The sequence below is a fragment of the Coprococcus eutactus genome (assembly GCF_025149915.1).
Lineage (GTDB): Bacteria > Bacillota > Clostridia > Lachnospirales > Lachnospiraceae > Coprococcus > Coprococcus eutactus.
On record NZ_CP102278.1, the window covers coordinates 2946910 to 2969414 of the forward strand.

At 45.4% G+C, this 22505-nt stretch carries 19 protein-coding genes; 3 read left to right on the forward strand and 16 right to left on the reverse strand.

Features of this window, described 5'->3' with window-relative positions; all coding sequences use genetic code 11:
• Nucleotides 1–236 precede the first annotated feature (236 nt).
• The gene (locus NQ536_RS13080; protein WP_004852506.1) at nt 237–809 is read left to right on the forward strand and encodes a biotin transporter BioY; all 573 of its coding nucleotides are present in this window, start codon (nt 237–239) and stop codon (nt 807–809) included.
• A 157-nt stretch (nt 810–966) separates the two neighbouring features.
• On the forward strand, nt 967–1377 hold the full coding sequence (locus NQ536_RS13825; RefSeq protein WP_004852508.1) for a helix-turn-helix domain-containing protein: 411 nt from the start codon (nt 967–969) through the stop codon (nt 1375–1377).
• Nucleotides 1378–1390: 13 nt separating this feature from the next.
• Here the strand turns inward: NQ536_RS13825 and NQ536_RS13090 are convergent, their stop codons facing one another.
• From NQ536_RS13090 to recJ, 10 genes are all read right to left on the reverse strand, one after another.
• Nucleotides 1391–2956, reverse strand: coding sequence for a DUF3794 and LysM peptidoglycan-binding domain-containing protein (locus NQ536_RS13090; protein WP_004852511.1), 1566 nt, complete (start codon nt 2954–2956; stop codon nt 1391–1393).
• Nucleotides 2957–2989: 33 nt separating this feature from the next.
• Nucleotides 2990–3439 (reverse strand): protease complex subunit PrcB family protein, encoded by a 450-nt coding sequence (locus tag NQ536_RS13095; protein ID WP_022058620.1) that lies wholly within the window; start codon nt 3437–3439, stop codon nt 2990–2992.
• A gap of 277 nt (nt 3440–3716) precedes the next feature.
• The gene (gene aspS / locus NQ536_RS13100; RefSeq protein ID WP_004852514.1) at nt 3717–5534 is read right to left on the reverse strand and encodes an aspartate--tRNA ligase; all 1818 of its coding nucleotides are present in this window, start codon (nt 5532–5534) and stop codon (nt 3717–3719) included.
• 52 nt (nt 5535–5586) lie between these two features.
• Entirely contained in the window at nt 5587–6210 is a 624-nt protein-coding gene (locus NQ536_RS13105; protein WP_004852517.1) for an HD-GYP domain-containing protein, read from the reverse strand.
• The gene (gene hemZ / locus NQ536_RS13110) at nt 6201–7766 is read right to left on the reverse strand and encodes a coproporphyrinogen dehydrogenase HemZ (protein ID WP_004852518.1); all 1566 of its coding nucleotides are present in this window, start codon (nt 7764–7766) and stop codon (nt 6201–6203) included. Before hemZ ends, NQ536_RS13105 begins: the two co-directional genes overlap by 10 nt.
• A 64-nt stretch (nt 7767–7830) precedes the next feature.
• Nucleotides 7831–8472, reverse strand: a complete 642-nt coding sequence (locus NQ536_RS13115; protein WP_022058622.1) for an MBL fold metallo-hydrolase — start codon at nt 8470–8472, stop codon at nt 7831–7833.
• A gap of 50 nt (nt 8473–8522) precedes the next feature.
• The gene (locus NQ536_RS13120; protein ID WP_155803878.1) at nt 8523–9785 is read right to left on the reverse strand and encodes a fibronectin type III domain-containing protein; all 1263 of its coding nucleotides are present in this window, start codon (nt 9783–9785) and stop codon (nt 8523–8525) included.
• Nucleotides 9786–9835: 50 nt separating this feature from the next.
• Nucleotides 9836–12280 (reverse strand): RelA/SpoT family protein, encoded by a 2445-nt coding sequence (locus NQ536_RS13125; RefSeq protein ID WP_004852525.1) that lies wholly within the window; start codon nt 12278–12280, stop codon nt 9836–9838.
• Nucleotides 12281–12319: 39 nt separating this feature from the next.
• Nucleotides 12320–12844, reverse strand: a complete 525-nt coding sequence (locus NQ536_RS13130; RefSeq protein WP_004852527.1) for an adenine phosphoribosyltransferase — start codon at nt 12842–12844, stop codon at nt 12320–12322.
• Between the two features lie 15 nt (nt 12845–12859).
• The gene (recJ, locus tag NQ536_RS13135) at nt 12860–14752 is read right to left on the reverse strand and encodes a single-stranded-DNA-specific exonuclease RecJ (RefSeq protein ID WP_004852528.1); all 1893 of its coding nucleotides are present in this window, start codon (nt 14750–14752) and stop codon (nt 12860–12862) included.
• Between the two features lie 293 nt (nt 14753–15045).
• On the opposite strand from recJ, the gene fucO reads away from it, so the two are divergent.
• On the forward strand, nt 15046–16194 hold the full coding sequence (fucO, locus tag NQ536_RS13140; RefSeq protein WP_004852530.1) for a lactaldehyde reductase: 1149 nt from the start codon (nt 15046–15048) through the stop codon (nt 16192–16194).
• Nucleotides 16195–16380: 186 nt separating this feature from the next.
• On the opposite strand, the gene NQ536_RS13145 is transcribed toward fucO, so the two are convergent.
• The 6 genes from NQ536_RS13145 to NQ536_RS13170 form a co-directional block, all read right to left on the reverse strand.
• Entirely contained in the window at nt 16381–17052 is a 672-nt protein-coding gene (locus tag NQ536_RS13145; RefSeq protein WP_004852531.1) for an HAD family hydrolase, read from the reverse strand.
• Between the two features lie 187 nt (nt 17053–17239).
• Nucleotides 17240–19438 (reverse strand): protein translocase subunit SecDF, encoded by a 2199-nt coding sequence (locus NQ536_RS13150; protein ID WP_004852532.1) that lies wholly within the window; start codon nt 19436–19438, stop codon nt 17240–17242.
• A 142-nt stretch (nt 19439–19580) separates the two neighbouring features.
• Nucleotides 19581–20966, reverse strand: coding sequence for a thioether cross-link-forming SCIFF peptide maturase (gene scfB, locus NQ536_RS13155; RefSeq protein WP_004852533.1), 1386 nt, complete (start codon nt 20964–20966; stop codon nt 19581–19583).
• Nucleotides 20967–21141: 175 nt separating this feature from the next.
• Nucleotides 21142–21291, reverse strand: coding sequence for a six-cysteine ranthipeptide SCIFF (gene scfA, locus NQ536_RS13160; RefSeq protein ID WP_004852535.1), 150 nt, complete (start codon nt 21289–21291; stop codon nt 21142–21144).
• A gap of 73 nt (nt 21292–21364) precedes the next feature.
• Entirely contained in the window at nt 21365–21724 is a 360-nt protein-coding gene (locus NQ536_RS13165; RefSeq protein ID WP_227135408.1) for a TIGR04086 family membrane protein, read from the reverse strand.
• A 127-nt stretch (nt 21725–21851) separates the two neighbouring features.
• The gene (locus NQ536_RS13170; RefSeq protein WP_004852539.1) at nt 21852–22499 is read right to left on the reverse strand and encodes an HAD family hydrolase; all 648 of its coding nucleotides are present in this window, start codon (nt 22497–22499) and stop codon (nt 21852–21854) included.
• Between the last annotated feature and the right edge of the window lie 6 nt (nt 22500–22505).

A 22505-nucleotide genomic window follows, 5' to 3' on the forward strand; every position in this document is an offset into this window, starting at 1 on the left:
TCTTAACAAATATAAACTGTAAATGTTAACCTGCATTTATTTTTATAGTTGACATTTCTGGCATAGCCCTATATAATGTCAACTATAGCCCTTGTGTATAGGTTAACATTCCAGGCAGTATTCAGCATCAGCCCGCTGGAGCTACCTGGTTTTGTTATGAATAGCCGAGAGGCCTCACCTACACACAACAGGCATATCAAATGTTCTAATCATTTTACAAATTGGAGGACTATACAATGAAAAACAAATTTACGACAACTGAGCTGGTCATGATGGCAATGTTTACCGCTATCCTGTGTGTCTCTGCATATCTTAGCATACCTACACCGCTTCCGAATGCAGCGCACATCACACTGCTCAACTTCATGATCATCCTGATTGCCCTTGTATTTGAGCTCAGGGATTCTACTATAATAATCGCGCTGTGGATGATCCTTGGTGCTATAGGAGTTCCTGTATTTATCGGAGGCGGTTCAGGACTTGGATATCTGTTTGGAGTATTTGGCGGATATACATTCTCATTCATCATCGCTTCCATAATTATCGGACTCATAAAGGGAAAGAAATACAACCGGATCAAGTACACTGTATTTGCCATTCTCGGCGCAGTGATAATAGATGTGATCGGAATGATCTGGTGGAAGTTTAACGGAAACCTCACATGGAAGGTAGCTTTCATCTCTGGCTTCGTTGCATTTATCCCACTTGACCTCGTCAAGGCTGTCGTAGCAGCCCAGCTTGTACCTCTGTTCAAGAGACTTCTTCCAGACAGATCGGAATACAGCGAACAGTCAACCACCCAGAATTAAGCACAAATAATATGACCCGCTGGTTATCACCCTTAGATATGAATAATATCTAACAGTGATAATTTGCGGGTTTTCTTTTATTTTTGTCTAGTAAATATATTTACTAGAATCCAAAGCGTCACCCCGTCATATGCTATCATTTTTTTCGGGTGATTGCATGAATTATACATATTTTGATGATGATAAAAAGTACATACAGCGCATACGCGGACTGCGGGAGGACCACGATTATTCACAGAAGTATGTTGCCGATTATCTCTGTACCTCTCAGACTATGTACGCCCGCTACGAACGGGATGCAAGCGCCATGCCCATACGCCATCTGATATATCTCGCTAAATTATATAATGTATCTACCGATTATATTCTTGGGCTCACTGATATGCCATCTTCATACAATGAACTTGCGTCAGCGGAAACTGCAGTCTCCCAGAAAAGCTGTTCCGACAGCAGATACAGTATACGCTGGAAGACCTCAGATAATCCATCACATAAAGCTTCAGATAAATCGTCAAATAAAAGTCTGGATAAAAAGTTAACTAAAAATCCAGATAAAACCTCCAGGTAATAGTTCTGACACATCACGACTGTGCCACGCATTTTACCACTATTAGTTTATCTCCTTTCTGTATATTGTCATTTTCCAGATCATTCATCTTTCTAATAGAGTCCAGACTGGAATAATATTCCTTCGCAATGGACCAGATACTGTCCCCATCTTTGACAACGTATCCCACTATCCCCGGCGATGCAGCCTTTTTCTTCATATCGACAGGGGATATCGTCATATCATCTATAAATTCAATTTCTTTCCTGGTGAATATAGTCATCCCCATATCCACTATAGACTTGATCTCCACCTCATCATTGCCCGGCAGGGACGCCGATATCTGACTCAGTGCGGGCGTTATTCTGATGGAATCCTGCGATCTCAGCGGAACTGTCTCGAGCCGGTATGTGAACGGCGCCGCAATCTCCATCTGGCATAGCGGTCTGCTATCATCCGAGGAAACATACATAACCGCAGCCTTCACGGCCCCCTCAACTATCACTGCGTCATCCGATGGTCTCACCTCGTCTATATCCACATTTCCCGTGATATTAACGACCTGGAGGATCGGCGGCTGGCTACTCTTGATCTTCTCCTTTTTTACGACCTTGGTCTTTGCGTTATTTCTCATGAGTAGATTCTCATAGCTGAAGCTGGACCTCACCGGCTCCACATCGGCCGAATAGGAAAACATATCGCGAAGCAGCTCTGTCTCCACATCCTCATACACTTTCACATCGACATTGAGACTGCTCTCCACCTGAAGTATCCTGTCCTCGCCATGGTCATCAGCCCTCACCGACACGGTTCCGCGCCCCACTGATATTATGTCATCAAGCACCATGTCTTCATTTATGCCATCGCAGCCTATCGTGTCCTGGAACTCTCTGGAGGCATTTACATACTGGACAGGAGCAAGTTCATCCTCAGGCTTATATATGACAAATATATCCATTCTGCCACTTATATGTACGCCCATATCCGTAGCCCGGCTCTCCATCTCGGCAAATGTCACCTGATCCCAAAGGATCTGACCTATATCCGGCTTGCTGGCAGGAATCTCAACATCTTCCTTGATCTTCACAATATCCTTTGACGATGCCACTACATTTGTAAAACACACCTTCTCCGTCATACACTCGATACCTGAACCATTTGCGATTCCAGTAGCGCCCTCCGCAGTGATCTGCTGGCACGCCCACAGTTTTACCTGAACCAGCCCCCTGACCTCATACTTGCGGGAATTTATCACCGTAACGTACAGATCTTCAAGGCTGCTCTGCACCGACACCTTATCCCCAGGCACAAGTCCATCAGCATTAATGACCTCCTCAAATGGTATCTCGCCCTCATGATTCTCAAACGTGCTTCCATCCGCATCCGTCTGGTACAGAATAGCATAGCTCACGTTTCCAGATATCCTGACTCTTCCGTCAAGTACCTCCGTCTCATCAAGAGTGATCTGCCCCTTGCTGGCTATAAATCTATCTATATCGCCCTTTGCGTCCGGCACATTAAAATCTTCATCCACTGTGAACTCCATATATTTTGCAGCTTTTAGATTGGTTGTTGTGATCCTGTTCTTCGTCAGCTCCATATTTTTACCACTCCTTATATTTGTTCAGGTTATTTATTTGAATACCACCGGCAGATCCATCTTCATTATCCTTATTACAGTATATGGAAATGACACTCCATCCCCGCGTACCCCATCTGACGGCGTGGCTGTCTGCCTGAGCAGAGTCTTGACGTAAACGGCATTATCATCCTTGTACATCTCTTCAAGTTCCACGCCAACGTCATCCCTCTCCTGCATGCCTGCAGCGACTACGATATATGTATATGTATTATTGGAATACACCATGTTGAACGGTTTTTCTTTCTTCCTCTCTATTATTGCAGACAACTCCTCCGGCAGCATAGTGTCATCGCACACGTCATATACAAGTTTTTCCCCACTGTCCGATATGTCAAATCTGCCGCAGCCGGCACACAGCTCACAAACTACAAATGCCATAGCAAGGATCAGCATCACCCTTCCGCAGACCCAGCCATATCTATACGCTTTCTCACCTTCCATGCGCTTCACCTCCGATATTATATATATGCCAGCAAACAGATATTTATGCTTGTGTTTATATCCTCCTTTTTCCGCAGGATGCTGCATGGTATGAAATTTGCATGAAATTAGCAGACGCAAAAACAGGCTCCCCTGTTAAATCCGAAGACACAAAAACAGGCTATCTATGCTGATTTACCCTATCCGCCAGATATCCGGCAAATAAGGCAAATCAACAGAGATAGCCTGTTCCGCATCAATTTATTAAATATCGATGATTTATTTATACTGTGACTTTTTACTCAGTAATATTCTCTGACTCCTTAGTTTCCCCCTCTGGAGAAACCTCGATTCCAAGCTCAGCGAGCTGCTTGTCATCCACACGGTCAGGCGCATTTGTCATTGGACATGATGCATCCTTTACCTTAGGGAATGCGATAACGTCACGGATAGAATCCTGCTTTGCCATGAGCATGACCAGACGATCAAGGCCATAGGCAAGTCCTGCGTGAGGTGGTACTCCATACTTGAACGCATCCAGAAGGAATCCAAATCTCTCATGCGCCTGAGCCTTTGTGAAGCCAAGACACTCAAACATCTTCTCCTGTACATCGTTCTGATGGATTCTCACCGAACCACCACCGATCTCATTACCATTTAACACGATATCATATGCCTTTGCACGAACTCTGCCCGGATCAGAATCGATGTACTGAAGATCCTCCTCCATAGGCATTGTGAACGGATGGTGCATAGCTGTAAATCTGTTCTCCTCATCAGACCACTCAAGGAGTGGGAACTCTGTGATCCACACGAATCTGAACTCATTCTTGTCAACAAGTCCCATGAGCTCTGCCAGATGGCATCTGAGCGCTCCGAGGACTGTCCATACAACCTTCTTCTTGTCTGCTGCAAAGAGGAGAAGGTCGCCCGGCTTTCCTTCCATTGCATTTACAAGGGCTGACATCTGCTCATCTGTCATAAACTTTGCAAATGATGACTTGTAGCTGCCATCCTCGTTGATAACTATATATGCAAGTCCCTTTGCACCGTATGTCTTTGCATACTCGATAAGGGCATCTATCTTCTTTCTAGGCATGCTGCCCTGGCCTTCGGCGTTGATACCACGTACTGTACCGCCATTTTCAAGAGCACCTGTAAACACGCCAAATCCGCAGTCTTTAACTATGTCGCTCACATCCTTAAGCTCAAGTCCGAATCTGAGGTCCGGCTTATCTGAACCAAATCTGTCCATAGCCTCCTGCCATGTCATTCTCTGGATAGGAAGCTGAATGTCAAGATCAAGCACCTCCTTGAAAAGCTTTGCAAGAAGACGCTCATTTACATCTATTACATCCTCAACATCGACAAATGAAAGCTCCATATCCATCTGCGTAAACTCAGGCTGTCTGTCCGCACGAAGATCCTCGTCACGGAAACATCTGGCTATCTGGAAATATCTGTCATATCCTGAACACATGAGGAGCTGCTTGAATAACTGTGGTGACTGTGGCAGGGCGTAGAATGAACCCGGATGCACACGGCTAGGCACAAGGTAATCTCTGGCTCCCTCCGGTGTTGACTTTGTCAGCATAGGGGTCTCTATCTCAAGGAATCCCTCATCTGCCATAAACTGTCTGGCAATGCCCGCAACCTTGCTCTTCATCATAAGATTTCTCTGAAGATCAGGACGTCTAAGATCCAGATATCTGTACTTAAGTCTCAGTTCTTCCTTAGTCTTACTGTTCTCCTCGATAGGGAATGGAGGTGTCTCCGCCTCTGACAGGATACGAAGGCTTGTCGCAACAACCTCTATATCTCCTGTGGCGAGATTCTCATTCACCGCACCGGCACGCTTGCAAACTGTTCCCTCTATGGCAACAACAAACTCTGAACGGAGCTTTCCTGCCTTATCAAAACATTCTGTTCCGCACTGTGCCTCCTCGAAGATAACCTGTAAAATTCCGCTTCTATCTCGAAGGTCGACAAATATTATTCCACCTTTATTTCTACTCTTGGCAACCCAGCCCATAACCGTAACTTTCTCTCCGATATTTGTGCTGTTTACCTCTGTACATCTGTGGCTTCTCTTAAGCCCCTGCATAGATTCTGCCATCTTTTGCTGTTCCTCCTATTAAAAAACTTCCTTATGTCACTATACACTTTTTTCACTTTTCGTCAAGACCTGGTATGCTTCCATGGAGCACATAGTCTATACGTTCTATCACATCCGACGTGTTTATCATGCGTTGGAATGCTAGAAACACCTTCATATCAAAATGTCTGACCTCGTCTATGACCATCCCAAACGCCGTATCCGCGTCAAATGCCCTACGGTATGGTCTGTCACTCACAAGAGCGCTGAATACATCACATACCCTTATTATGCGGGCTCCTATGGGTATCTCATCCCCGCGCATCCTGTATGGATAACCCGAGCCGTCATAATTCTCATGGTGATAGTGGACCATGTCTACTATATCCTGATCATAGCCCTCTCTGCTCAGTATATCAGCGCCGAGCTTTGCATGAAGGCGCACATACTGCATCTCCTCTATCTTCATGGTGTTTCTCCTGCGTCCGTATATATACGGACTGATCTGGAGCTTGCCCACATCGTGGAGCATTCCCGCCACAGCCACCTTGTGGATAAATGCGTCGTCCATTCCAAGCTCACTTGCCAGCTCAGACGACAGGATACTGACGCACATGCCATGCCTAACCGCATCATTCATATCCACAGAGTAACAGTCCTCCAGGTTCTTCTCCGTTACCACTTCTGCTAATCCCATATAAATCCCGCCTTTTTCCTTGCTATCATCTCATCTATACGCGATATATAATCATCAACACTCTTGCAATTCTCTATCCTGTCTATGCGGGTTCCCTCTGTGACGCCATCATGTCCGGGTCTCACCACAAGCTTTGAGGAACTTCCTGCGCCGAGTCCCACTATATCAGTTCTCTCTTCCATGATGAGTATATTATAGAGACATTCTAGACCTTCTTTTGAATATCCCACATTTTCAAGATTACCTGTCATGTTCTTCTGTCTATAGAGATAATACGGACTGAGCCCCATGTCATCAGCCGCCCTCGTCACCGCATCAAGCTGGCTCTCTATGTCGTTCTTCAAAAGATCCTTATATCTGTCCATCTCTATATTCAATGTCGCAGCCCTCTTTACTGCCAGTGTATGCACTGTCAGGCTCTCTGGTGCAAGCTCCCTTATCTGTCTCAGGGTGTTCTCAACCGCATCTGTATCCTCCCCCGGAAGACCCACTATGAGATCCATATTGATATTGTCAAATCCAACTCTTCTCGCCATCTCCATAGCTTCTCTAGTCTGATCAGGAGTATGTGCCCTTCCTATGGTCCTGAGTGTCTGCTCATTCATGGTCTGCGGATTGATGCTTATCCTCGTCACACCATGTTTCTTCATCACCGCCAGCTTGTCATAGGTGGTGCTGTCCGGCCTTCCTGCCTCTATCGTAAACTCCCTGACATAACTAAGGTCAAATGCCCTCTCGATCATGCCGCAGAGTCTGTCCATATTCTCCGCCGATATGGATGAAGGGGTTCCCCCTCCTATATATATGGATATGAGCTTCTTCCTGCTATAGGCTTCTGCAACATACTCCATCTCCTTCTCAAGAGCATCTAGATAAGCCTCCACCTTGTCCTTATACACAGCTATGGGATATGAGGTAAAAGAGCAGTACAGACATCTGGTAGGACAGAACGGTATGCCTATATACAGGCAGTACTCATCCTCCTCCGCCACGGAGTCTATGATCATCTTCTCTCTACCAGCCACGTCAAATGCAAGCTCAGCCTTTGCCCTGGATGTTCCATAAACATTGATGTAATTCGAGATAACAGACTCCCTGTCCTCACCATCTTCTATCTGGGCTACAGCGATCTTTGTCGGCCTTATTCCGGTGAGCGACCCCCACGGAAGTGTCCTTCCCGTATAAGCCGAAAGCATCTCATATATGGCAAGCTTGAGCGGATTTCTGACAACAGCCTTATCTCTGCTGTCACCGTCTATATCCACTCTGTTGCTGCACACGGGCGCCTCGTCCGGCTTTTCTCCTGAAATAACGGCGTCTATGACCGCTTCTGCAAGTTCTGCTTTGCCGTCATCCTCCAAAGTCCCGGCATACATCTTTATCTCTATAGATTGTTCCCGGATATCCGCCGCAAACACCTTATCCACTTCTCTCTTAAGCTCTGGTTTCTTCTCAAATATCTCAGGTACGATGATCCTCTCACCGCCGTAAAATGCCTGAAGGCTCACTCTGAAATCATTGTTATAATCTTCAATATTCTGAATCAGTAAAATCATTCTATCTAAATCCCACACCTGTCTCACTCATATAGTATAACGGAGGCTTTACACCCCCGTTATGCTAAAAGAATGGATTCATCTTTTTCTCTTTTCCAATCTGTGTCTTGTCACCGTGTCCCGGATATACTACCGTGTCATCCGGCAGGACAAACAGCTTCTCGCGTATGTTCTCAAGCAGGGCATGTTCATCCCCCGTTGGGAAATCTGATCTTCCAACACTGTATTTGAACAGTGTATCACCTGAGAACAGTATATGCTGTTCATCAAAATAATAACACATTCCGCCCTTGGTATGCCCCGGAACACTTATACATCTCATCTCCGTGCCAAGTATCTTCTTCACATCGCCCTCGGTCAGATAGTTGTCTGCCTTAGTCTCGACCACTTTGCCAAACACCGCCGTCATCATAGCAGAGAGATTCACCTTGCTGCTGCCAAGGACTTCTTCCTCATCCTCCGATGCGTAAGTCGGAGCACCGGTGAGTTCCCTGATCTCGTCCATTGCAGCCATGTGGTCTATATGTCCATGCGTGAGATATATTCCGACGCACTTCAGTTTTCTCTCGTCCAGTCTGCCCTTGATAAATGCCGCATTCCATGAGGGATCGATAACTATCGCCTCGCCCGTGTCTGCATTTGACACGATGTAGCAGTTGGTCTGAAATCCCCCCAGTTCATATGCGTCTATGTTTAACTCTGCCATAAATCCTCCGTTCATGCGTTTACTTGAAAAAACTGCATTTTATTAAATGCTTATTTGAAACGTTCTGTCTTTATAAGTTTTCCGGACGCATTGTACGTTCTGATTCCATATGAAAAACCATTTTTGTTGTACAGATACATCTCGTATTTATTCAGTCTGCCTCTGGAAGTATAGTATCTCACCTGAGATATCTGTCTGTCCACAGCACCGTACTCATACTCCTCTATCCCTGTGACCTTTCCCAGTCTGTTCTTGTATGTGTATCTGACGCCTTCATTTGTCACCGGCATCCTGGATGGATTCACATATCTCTTTCCGCCATACACATAATATGAGCTTACCCAGAACACTCTCTTGTATCCCTTTCTTGTCGTTCTGCCAAGATTCAGGACAGACGATCTCGTATATCCGAGTACCTTTGATTTTTTAACATTTTCCTGGGAAATTTCCCGGACATCCTGATAATATATCACATATCCTGTACTTCCCTTGGCTTTTGTCAGTTCAAGTTTATATCCGTGTATGTACATATATGGTGCATCCGTGCCAGCCATCTCATACATACCGCGCCTATTCTTCTTGAGCACATAATTCTCATAGCACATGGACTCCGGTACAGACTTGGGCACAGTCGCCGTCCTGAGTCCGGCTGAATATACACCGTAATACCGCTGTCCCTTGTACTTCATATATGCTCTTACCTTGTATGTGTATCCCTTTGCGGACGTCTTGTTTGTATCTTTGTACACGAGCCCAGCCGTCTCTGTCAGCATTGACCACTTTCCTGATGCACGGTTGTATCTGTACACCTGATAACCATCAGCCCCTGTGACCTTATTCCACTTTATATATGTGTTTGAAGTGCTTCTAGCTCCAAGCTCTGAGAGCTTCGGACTACCCGGAAGAGTCTTTGAAGTTATCGTGGCAAGAGGCGTGACTGCCACGATCCTGCCCTGATCAGCCGAGTATCCTCTCACTGCTATCTTGTATTCATTTCCCGATTTTGCAAGTCCGCTTACCTGATAAGCACCTGTCTGTGTACGTCCCTTTTCTTTATATGCCTTTTTCGCCACATCATATACATATATGCGATATGTATCCACCCCGGCAATCGTCTTCCACTTTAGCTGTATAGATGAAGCACTCTTTGGAACCGCATTGAGTCCACTTATGCTGACGGCATCTGTGTCCGTAGCTGTATTCTTCTGAGATGTACCGTTGGCTGCATCTACGTGGAGCTTCACGGCTCCCGGGCAGCTCATTATGCCAAGTATCATCATCACTGCCAATACCAGCGAAACATATCTCTTCATGTAGCCTTTCATAATATTTCCCTTCCTCCGATCGGACATTAGTCCTTTTATCAGCCGGTTGTTCTCTCTATATCAATGATACTGTCGACATTTCTGATCTTCGCAATGATAGTATTCAGCTGTTCCTTCGACTTTATTGCAAATGATATAGTGATCGTTGCCTTTCCCTGCTTGCTTGTACGGCTGTTTATGCTGTTGACATTGATATTCGCCTCGCTGAGTATCTTGGTAATGTCAAACAGGATTCCGTTCCTGTCATCAGCATATATATTTATCTCTGTCATGTATGTGCCTTCTGCCACGGCATCGTCCTTCCACTCTGCCTCTATGACTCTGGCCCTGTCAGCCTCGCTCATGCATAACACGTTTACACAGTCTGTTCTGTGGATGGACACTCCTCTTCCCCTGGTTATGAAACCAACTATCTCGTCACCCGGAACAGGTGAACAACACTTTGAGAATCTGACTGCCACATCATCTATACCGTTGACAATGATTCCACCCTTGCCAACATGGTTGCCGTGGTTCTTCTTCACTGAGAATTCGTCAAGAACTTCCTCGTTGGTGGCTGTCTGCTGCCTGTGATCCTTGTTGTATTCATCTATGAGACGGTTTACTATCTGTCCTTCCTTTATTCCGCCGTGCCCCACCGCCGCAACGATGGAATCCCAGTCCTGGAAGTTATACTTCTTGTATATCTTCTCCTGATATTCAGGCTTTGAGTACATGAAATAATCGATTCCCTTGGACTTGCAGTAGCTGAGGATCAGCTCCTTGCCTCGGCTGATGTTCTCATCCTTGAACTGGTGCTTGAACCACTGGTTGATCTTAGTCTTCGCCTGGGTGCTCTTGACGAGGTTCAGCCAGTCACGGCTAGGACCTGTGGAATTCTGTGATGTTATGATCTCCACTCTGTCACCGTTGTTCAGCTTTGTGTCGATAGGCACCTGACGGCCATTTATCCTGGCTCCCACCATCTTGTTGCCGACCGCCGTATGGATCGCATACGCAAAGTCGATAGGTGTGGAACCGCTCGGCAGATTCTTAACATCGCCCGCAGGGGTGAAACAGTATACCTGCTCTGCGAAGAGGTCGAGATCCGTCTTGACGAAACTCATGAACTCCTTGTTATCGTCGGTATCCCTCTGCCACTCCAGGATCTGGCGGAGCCATGAGAGCTTCTCCTCCTCCTTCTGCATGACCGTACCAGTTATGTTCTCCTTGTACTTCCAGTGTGCAGCAATACCATACTCAGCAGTTCTGTGCATCTCGTATGTTCTTATCTGTATCTCAAACGGCTGTCCCTCCGGTCCTATCAGTGTAGTGTGGAGTGACTGGTACATATTAGACTTCGGCATGGCTATATAATCCTTGAAACGTCCCGGTATAGGCTTGTACATCTCATGGATAATACCAAGTGCCGAATAACAGTCACGGACAGTATTCACCTTTATACGGACCGCGAATATGTCATATATCTGATCCAGAGTCTTGTTCTGGTTCTTCATCTTCTTATATATACTAAAGAAATGCTTTACTCTTCCATCGATCTCAGCCTCAAGACCGGCATTGTCGATGTGTTTCTTGACATCCTCAACCACCCTCTTGATGTACGCATCTCTCTCCGTCAGCTTCTCATCAATCTGTGCCTTGAGGTCATTGTACACCTCCGGCATGAGGTACATCATTGACAGATCATCCAGCTCGACCTTGATCTTGCTGATACCAAGTCTGTGTGCTATAGGCGCATAGATATCCATGGTCTCCCTTGCCTTCTCTATCTGCTTCTCTGGAGACTGGTACTGTAACGTCCTGAGGTTGTGAAGTCTGTCGGCAAGTTTTATCAGTATAACTCTGATATCCTTCGCCATCGACAGGAACATCTTTCGCAGATTCTCTGCCTGAACCTCTATCTTGTCCGTCGTCATCTTGAGCTGTGTCAGCTTTGTTACGCCGTCCACAAGAAAAGCTACCTCCTCGGAGAACTCAGAGGCTATCTCCTCGGATGTCATGACCGTATCCTCCACAACATCATGGAGTATTCCGGCAACTATGGTCTCCTTGTCCAGCTCAAGCTCCGCCAGTATGATCGCCACGTTAAGCGGATGCATGATATAAGGCTCTCCAGACTTTCTGAGCTGTCCCTTGTGGGCTGCGTCAGCGACCTTGTACGCCTTCTCTATCATGGTTATATCAGCCGATGGGTGATATGTGAGGATCCTTGTTATGAGCTCCTTGTAAAGGTCCTCCGGAGGAGTAAAGTCGGCAGGTGTCGACAGATCTATCTCCCTCTTTGCGCGCGTCTGCTTGTTATTCTGCTCATCGATCTTCATAAGCTGATTCTGCGGAACAGCCTTTCCTGCGGCAAGTGCCTTCTCTATAGCTGCTATACCCTCCTTCGTAGCTTGCTCCGTCGTGATCACGCCGGCTTCGGCTGCCTTCTTAGTCTCTTCTGCCACTATATTGTCCTGTATATTATCCAATGTCTCACTCATACGATCACCACGCTTCCTATATTTGTTATTCTGTCACGATCATTCTCCCTCAAACTTCACAACTGAAGCTACATCGTACTTGGACAGTCTCTCCCTACCCTTCAGATCAGAAAGTTCTATGAGGAACACCATCTTTACAACTATTCCGCCAAGGCTCTCTATAAGCTTCGCAGCCGCTTCGATCGTTCCTCCTGTCGCGATGAGATCATCCACGAGCACGACCTTCTCACCCGGCTTTATTGAATCCTTGTGTATCTCTATGGTGGCCTGTCCATACTCGAGATCATAGGACATCTCCACAGTCTCCCTTGGAAGCTTTCCCTTCTTTCTCACAAGTACAAGTCCTTTTCCATTCTTGTATGCCAGGGGAGCGCCAAATATGAATCCTCTAGACTCAGCTCCTGCTATGACATCGTAATCAACACCCTCCAGAAGTTTATCCATCTCATCAATGGCAAGTTTCATACCTTCAGGATCCTCTGTGACACTCGTCACATCTCTGAATATAATTCCCGGCTTTGGAAAATCCGGAATGCTCTTGATATACTTTTCTACCTCGCTCATTTTATCCTCCCGTTTCTAATCACATTTGTCATATCTCTCCAGCCTTATCTGGACATTTCTTGTATTGCGAAACTCATTTATCTCTGGATAATACACCATATCAATTACCACTTTGTTCGGCCGGCCATTTAACATTTTATCACATTCGTCCGCACCAAACCACTGTTTTATATTATTAACAAACTCATCCGGATCAAAATATATCGCTTCCATGTATTGGTTTTCCCCAATATCAAGCACAAGTTTCAATAAATTTCTATTTTTGCCCAAAATTGACGCTTTTCTCACGGGAACATTCGCCTGTCCAAACAGCGCTTTCCTGTTCCCCTTGCCATATGGTTCGAGCAGGTAAAGCTGTTCGGTTATCCGCATACTCTGCCTTGCAAGGTACTGTAGTGGCATCCCGACATCTATCCTTACCTTCGGAGTTATGTCCTCATCCGTGAGCGCACATTGTTCGTTGAGCACCCGTCTCAGCTCACCCAGTCTACTGCTCTCTATGGAAAATCCTGCCGCCATGGCATGCCCGCCAAATTCCCTAAAGTATGACTTCACCCGGCTCAGATGTTCATACATATTATAACTCTCTATGGACCTTCCCGATCCCTTGAGTATCCCCGCATGCTCACTATCCGTAAATATCATGACAGGTCTGCTGTATGCCTCCTTCAGCTTACTCGCTATTATTCCCACCACGCTCTCATGCACATCCGGAATGTATGCAACTATAACGTGGTCGGCAAGAGTCGCCGTATCGCCAATTTCCCCTGCTATCGTCGCATCCTCAAGCATTTTGGTTATGAGCTTTACACCATTTTCAGTCATGGACTTTCTGTCATTGTTGATCTGGATAAGCTCCGCTGCTTTTGTCTCCGCCTTTGCTGCATTCTTTTCCAGTAGGAACTCCAGACTCGTCCTGGCATCCCCGAGGCGCCCTGCGGCATTGATACATGGGCCAATGAGGAATCCCAGATCGTACGTGGTTATCTTTTTTTCATTTTTTCCGCTGAGCCGCATGAGAGCATTAAGTCCCGGATTCCGGCTATCCTTCAGACTCTCAAGAGCATATTTGACAAATATCCTGTTCTCATCAACGAGATCCATCATATCGCAGTTTGTTGCCAGTCCCAGGACCTCGAAGAATTCCTGTATCTCTCGCTCATCTATGCCACAAAGCCTGTACAGATACTGTATGAACTTGCAGGCTACGCCGGCACCACATAGCCCCTTGAACGGATACTGGCAGTCAACCCTCTGGTTGTCAATGACTGCATCTGCAGGTGGGAGGGTATATGTCTTCGTTCCATCCCCGTTCTCCTGATACGGAACCTGGTGATGATCCGTGACAATGACCGTCATCCCAATGGTTTTCGCGTATTTTATCTGTTCAAATGCCGCTATGCCGTTATCGCAGGTGATTATAGTGTCAACACCGTCCGCTTTCGCAGCATCTATAAGCCTGTTCTTTATTCCATATCCATCATGTATGCGGTGAGGGATATCATAATCCACGATCTCACACTCTTCCGGCCTGGCACCATGGATCTGTGCCCAAACCTTCCTGAGTCCGAGCAGAAGGATATAATTCGATGTCACTCCATCCACATCGTAATCCGATATGATACGGATCCTGCTGCCATTCTCTAGCTTGTCCATCACTATCCGGCATCCCTCCGGCAGATCTTTCATCAGGCCTGGATCATGGAGAAGGTCTGCCCCACCGTTCAGATACATATTTATATTGTCGTCACCGCATATCCCTCTGTTGGTTATGACTCTTGCAACCACCGGATCTATGCCAAATTTCCTGCCTATCTCTGCAAAATCGGCTCTTTTGCTCATTATCGTCCATTTAGGTCTCATAACATATCTGTCTATTATCTGCTGTTCTTCAGGGGACCTCATCATTTCCTATTCCTCACGTTCTATATTTCTCTGACCATTTTATCAAACCATCCACTCTATTACAACTTTACTTTGTCCTCAATTCATGCCATTTCGACTATAAATACATCCATTTTGACTATTATTTACATTGATTATTTTTGTATAAATGTTATAATAGTATCAGTATTTTAATATTACTTTTGTGCAATATGCACTTATAAATTGGCGGTTACGCCACACCTAAGGAATATACGGCCACAAGATTCCATCATCGGGGTGCCGCTATATTTTTCAAAGAAGGAGGAGATAATTTTATGGCAAACAGATTTGTACTTAACGAGACCTCATACCACGGTGCAGGTGCAATCGCTGAGATTGCCACAGAGGCTATTGGAAGAGGGTTCGCAAAAGCACTTGTATGCTCTGACCCGGATCTTATCAAATTTGGTGTCACAAAGAAGGTCACAGACGTTCTCGACGGTGCCGGTCTTGCATACGAGATCTACTCAAACATCAAGCCAAACCCAACAATAGAGAATGTTCAGCAGGGCGTGGAGGCTTTCAAGGCAGCCAATGCTGACTACATTATCGCAATAGGTGGCGGTTCTTCCATGGACACAGCGAAGGGTATCGGAATAGTTATTGCCAACCCTGAATTCGCAGATATCAGAAGTCTTGAGGGTGTTGCACCTACCAAGAACAAATCCATACCTATATTTGCAGTACCAACCACCGCAGGAACAGCGGCTGAGGTAACGATCAACTACGTTATTACCGATGTAGAGAAGAACCGCAAAATGGTATGTGTTGATCCTAAGGATATTCCTGTTGTTGCATTTGTGGATCCTGAGATGATGAGTTCTATGCCAAAGGGACTTACAGCTGCCACAGGTATGGATGCTCTGACTCACGCCATAGAGGGATATATCACAGCCGCTGCATGGGAGCTGTCCGACATGTTCCATCTGAAAGCAATCGAGATCATCAGCCGCTCTCTTCGCGGCGCAGTCGCAAACACCCCTGAAGGACGTGCAGATATGGCACTCGGTCAGTATGTTGCAGGCATGGGATTCTCAAACGTCGGACTTGGAATCGTTCACTCAATGGCACATCCACTCGGTGCACTGTATGACACACCTCACGGTGTTGCCAACGCGATCATCCTGCCTACTGTAATGGAATACAATGCAGAAGCAACAGGAGAAAAGTATCGTGAGATAGCAAGAGCCATGGGCGTTAAGGGCGTAGACGACATGACCCAGGAAGAATACAGAAAAGCTGCAGTTGACGCAGTACGCCAGTTGTCCATCGATGTAGGCATTCCTACAGACCTTAAAGACATTGTAAAGCCAGAGGATATTCCATTCCTGGCACAGTCAGCCTACGATGACGCATGTCGTCCGGGCAATCCAAGAGAGACTAGCGTGGAGGATATCACCAAGCTCTACGAGTCATTGATCTAACTGACCCATTAGATCAAAATATGTCAGACCTTTGCCGGGACTTACATATTATATATGGGACCTCACCAGTCCCCTTAAAACCCTAAAAACAACTAAAAGAACTCCTGTTACAGAGATTTTGCTCTCTCTGCATCAGGAGTTCTTTTTATATATTTTCTGTATCTTATTCTGTTTTAAGTATCCCCGTCATGCTGTGACAAGTTTCATGATATACTCTTTAAACCCGTCCATGTTATCAAATATGATAAGGGCTTTTTCTCGCATCTCAGCATCAGGCTGAACCAGATCCGGTATCATGACCACCTTCATCCCCGCAGAATGGGCGGCTCTGACTCCATTATACGAATCCTCCACAGCAAATGCATTCTCTGGAGCTACGCCGAGCTCCCCGCATGCCTTGAGGAAAATATCGGGAGCTGGTTTGCTTCTCTCCACCATATCTCCACATATCAGCTTGTCAAAGTAAGCTATCACTCCCAGATTGGTTAGTTCCATGGTCACGACCTCTTTTCTGGTGGACGTTGCAAGAGCACATGGAATATTTTTATCCCTGATAAGCTTCAGAGTATCGGCGACTCCATGCTTGAGAACAAGTTCTCCATCCGCCGCCGCACGGTGAAACTCTGATGCCATCTCTGCCTTGAGCACTTCATACCTCTCTTCATCTCCATATCTGCCATCATACATCCGAACAAACAGCTTCTTTGCCGCCTCGCGGTTGAGTCCAAGTGCCGCCATGCAGAAACCTTCTATATTCTCTATACCGTATTTGCCCGCAATCTTCTGCCAGCTCCTCACCACCAGCTGCTCCGAATCAAGAATGACCCCATCCATGTCAAATACAACTGCACCAACCATGTCCTCACCTCCGTTTTATTCCAGGTTATTTCACTCAGAATTATTTCACTTCAAACTATTTCACTACGGATTATTTCATGTCATTGTACTTCAGATCATATCATCTGTAAACTGCAAATGCCTCCACAACATAACTGTCATGGAGGCATTTGCCTGTTTTTATTATATTTCACGATATCGTACGATATTATTCTAATCCGTCTTTTCTGGCTTTGCCAAGCTTTGTCTTCATAGTGTACCAGAGTGGACCTGTGATACATACTGAAGAGTAAGCACCGATGATTATACCAGCCATAAGTGTAAGAGCGAACTCCTTGATGGATGCCACTCCCATGATATACAGAACGAATATTGTAACAAATGTTGTGAGTGATGTATAAATAGTTCTGCTGAATGTCTGGTTGATACTCAGATTGACTATATCTTTATATGTTGCCTTCTTAGGTCTCATTATATCTATATTCTCTCTTATACGGTCGAATATGATGATAGTCGCATTGATCGAGTAACCAACTATGGTGAGCAGACACGCGATACATGTGTTACCAACTGTAAGTCTCAGTATAATATACAGACAGAATACCATCGCAACATCGTGGAGAAGTGCGATAACTGCACTTGCACCAAACTTCACATCATGGAATCTGATAGCTATATATATAAGCATGAGGATTGCTGCAAGGATGACTGAGAATATAGCATTCTTGGACATCTCGCTGCTGACTGATCCACTTATTACATTTGCCTCCTTGACATCAGCTCCAAGCTTGTCTGTCAATGCAGCTCTTACCTTTGACATCTGTGAATCATCTGTACCATCATCAGAAAGCTCAGGCATCTTGAACACGATCTCGTTTGTTCCTGAAACAGTCTGAACTGAGATACCTGCTTCGCCGATACCTGCCGCCTCTGCAATAACCGGAACTATATCTGACTCAGCCTCGCTAAGTGAGTACTCTTTGTCAAAACCTACTGTAAGGCTTGTACCGCCTGCAAACTCAACACTGAAGTTAAGTGGTGAACCCTTTGACTTATTGTTAACAGGCATCATACAGAAGCATGCGATTATCACGATGAGTGATCCGAGCATACAGAACTTGCCTGCTTTCACGAAGTTTGTCTTCTTTGGCTCTCTTGCAACACCGAAATACTTGGCATCTGCAACACCGAGATTCACAAGCGCTGTGAGCAGTGACTGGCTGACTGCCAGAGCTGTAAATACTGAGAGAACAACACCGATAGCCAGTGTGATCGCAAATCCCTTGATAGTACCTGTTCCGAATATTCCAAGTACAAGAGCTGCGATAAGCGTTGTAACGTTACCATCTATGATGGCTGACAGGGCATTGTGGAAACCACCCTTTACCGCCTGTTTTACGGACTTGCCATCCGCCAGCTCCTCTTTGATACGTGTGAATATGATTACATTGGCATCAACCGCCATACCTACTGACAGGATAACACCGGCTATACCAGGAAGTGTCAGTGTTACGTTGAACAGGTTGATAACCAGCAGATCAAGTATTGTGTAGAATGCCAGGGCAAATGAAGCCACAAGGCCCGGAATCCTGAATACTATGATCATGATAAGAAATACAAGTGCAATACCGATCGCACCTGCCTTAAGGCTTGTGCTGATGGCATCTGATCCAAGTGTAGCACCTACTATATTGGAACGAACCTGCTTAAGTGTAAGAGGAAGTGCACCGATACGGATAGTAGTAGCAAGCTGCTCGGCCTCCTCGTAGCTTCCGATCTTGTTGATTTCTGCGCTTCCGCCTGTTATGGCTGACTGTACTGTTGGTGCACTTACGACCTTGTTGTCATATATAATGTATACTACTTTTCCAACATTTGCCGCGGTAACATCAGCGAACTTCTGAGCTCCCTCATCGGTGAATGCAAGCTGTACCACATTGTCATTGCCGTTATCTGAGTCAATTCCGGCTGTGGCATTCTTGATGTCATCTCCTGTAAGAGCAGCCTCATACTCCTGTCCCTGTGACCACTTTGTGTAGTTGTCAGGATCAAGGAACTCAAGCTTTCCCTCAATATTCAAAGCCTCAAGTATCTCATCCGCATTGGTAACTCCAGGTATCTCTGCTGTGATCTTCTTATCTCCATCCTCGTATACTGAGTACTCGTTGGTATATGCCTCAACTCGTTTCTCAATCTTATACTTGGTATCCTCGAGATCTTTGTCACTGTAATCGTCTTCCTGAATCTCGTAAGTTACACTCAGACCGCCTTTAAGGTCAAGTCCAAGCTTGATGTACTCAACTTTACCTCTATCTGCAACACCGAATATCGCTGTATATATAGCAACACCCAGTACAAGCAGAAAGGCTATGATGACGAGCACAGCATTTCTCTTTGTTTTCTTCATCGTCTTCTCCTTTTACCCTTTTTATTTCCTCTTAGACAACAGACTGTCTGTATACCACAGCAGCTGTTGTTTAGTTCTTTTCATCTGTGCAGGAAATCTATGTATTCTCCCTTACACCGTCTTCTGAGCTATCCTCAGCATCTTATTTGCTTTCGTCAACTTCATCATTTTCATCAGCTTCATCAGCCATGGCTGCCTTGAGCATGATCGCACACTCTATACGCTTCTTCTGAAGCTCACAGCCTATATCATACGCATCAAGTATATTTCCATGGAATTTGTATGAGTTGGCTGCACATCCGCCACTGCAGTAGAATCTTGCAAAACAGTCTTTACACTTATCTTTTGCATATACATTGCAGAGTTTGAATTCATTGACTATATCCTGATTCTTGATTCCGTCAAATACGTTGCCTATGCAGAAATCATCCTCGCCTACAAACTGGTGACACGGATACAGATCTCCCCAAGGAGTAACCGCCATGTACTCTGTTCCTGAACCACAGCCGGAAAGTCTCTTGGCAACGCACGGGCCTCCCTCAAGATCTATCATAAAGTGGAAGAAATTGAAGCCTCTTCCTTCCTTATGTCTCTTTATCATCTCTTTTGCAAGGATATCGTACTGTTCAAGCAGCACTGGAATATCCTCTTCCTTTATGGCATAAGGCTCGTCAGGGAGCGACACAACAGGCTCAACCGATATCTGATCAAATCCCAGATCTGCCATATGCAGAACATCGTTTGAAAAATCAAGATTGTTGTGAGTGTAAGTGCCTCTCACATAATAGCTCTTGCCAGCACGTTTCTTTGCAAATTCCTGGAACTTGGAAAGTATTACGTCATAACTTCCTTTGCCGTTTCTGGTTGGACGCATGTAGTCATGTACTTCTTTTCTTCCATCTATGCTGAGTACCACGTTCGCCATCTCTCTGTTGGCAAATTCCATGATCTCATCATTCAGAAGCACTCCGTTGGTCGTGAGGGTAAATCGGAACTTCTTGTCATACTTCTCCTCAAGACTTCTTCCGTACTCAACTGTCTTCTTCACAACATCCCAGTTCATAAGAGGCTCGCCGCCAAAGAAATCCACTTCAAGGTTCCTTCTAAATCCTGAGTTTGCAACCAGAAAATCCAGAGACTTCTTTGCCACCTCAAGCGACATCAGGGCTCTGTCTCCCTTATATTCTCCCTCACCTGCAAAACAATATCTGCATGCAAGGTTACAGTCATGGGCTATGTGCAGACACAATGCCTTTACAACTGTCTTTCTCTTCTTAAAATCTATAATATAATCTTTGTATACATCATCTGTAAATAACGTTCCGTCCTCTACCAGCTGGGCAACCTCGTCATATGCCTCTGCGACATCTGCGCTGTCGTACTGTGACAGGGCTTTAATCATCTGCTCTTTATCCTTCTCTTCATATAAAGAAATAATATCATAGACAAGATCGTCTACAACATGCACAGAACCACTACAGACATCAAGCACTATATTATAACCATTGTTCTTGTACTGATGAACCATAATTCTCCTTCAACAAAATCCGCGCATTTCTTGCAATCCACTCAGGATCTCAATAAATATACACGAATTATAATCTTCCAGACACCACACACGGTATCCCTTATACACGCACTAAAGAGGACTGTCATCATAAACGACGGTCCCCTTTAGCTGATCAAATACAAACTGTTACAAATTACTTGTTGTTAACATTCTCACAGCTCTGATTACCAACTGTGCATGATGTCTTACAAGCTGACTGGCATGATGTCTGGCACTCGCCGCATCCACCCTTGACCATTGTATTCTTCATAGTCTTATTTGTGAGTGTCTTAATTCTCTTCATTCTAGATACACCTCTCTTTTTATGTCATATACCGCGATTATAACATAAAGATATATAAAGTAAAAGAGTTTTTTCAGGCCAACATAGCCCCAAGCATGCCGCCGGCGACACACATTACACACTTAGTTATGCGAGGTACCAAAGTTCCCGCTTCAGCTCCTCCCACGATCGCGGACAGTGCCACAGCTATAAGTATGTACGTAAATCCAAATAGCGCCCCCCAAACAAACTTCTTCTCCTGAACCTTTTTTCCCGTTACAAAGCCCCCCAGGAACGTCGCAAATATGTATACTGCCGTTATTAGTCCGCTCAGAACCGTATCACTTATCCCCACTTTATAAACCACGACTGCAACTGCAAACAGCAGAATAATCGTGATCAGATAGGATATTATAAGTCCCTTCAGCACACCAAGCATTTTCTGTCCTGCCACTACAAAACCACCATTTATTTCTTCATTATATAAATATGTCATTATGCACGGATTTATTAGTATAAAAATATGAAAAAGGCGGTCAAACCTTTTCAGATCTGACCGTCTTCAATCTTTTATGTCTTTTTTAAAACAGACTACATATATCCTTGATATCGTAAAACGTCTGATCAGCATGCTGCTCTGTGATATCGTTTGGCTTTATGAGATCTACCACCATCACGGTATAAAGTCCTGCAGTGTCCGCTGATATAACTCCGTTTACTGAATCCTCAACAGCAACTGCCTCTGCCGGTGATACTCCGAGCTTTTCACACGCCCGGATATATATATCTGGATCAGGCTTGCCCTTGACTATCTCGTCGCCACAGACCATCTCATCAAAGAAATCAAGAATACCAACATCTGAAAGTCTCTGCATCGCCCGTTCTCTGCCTGTGGATGTGGCTAGAGCGATCCTGACGGCCCTATCCTTCAGAAATCCAAGTGTCTCTGCTACATGATCTTTTATATCAATTCCATGTTCTGCAACGTATTCATCGAACAGATCCATCGTCCTCTGACGAAATGGAAGATACTCAAAATCCTCACCCATTATGTCTTTGAATACACGGGCATTGGTGGTTTTATTGCCGCCGGCGACCCGGTCGCACACACGTTCCATATCATCTTCCGAAATACCAATATTCACACCGTTTTTCTTCCAGCACAACCGGTATATCCGCTCTGTGTCCACCAGCACGCCGTCCATATCAAACACTACTGCTTTATACATTCACCG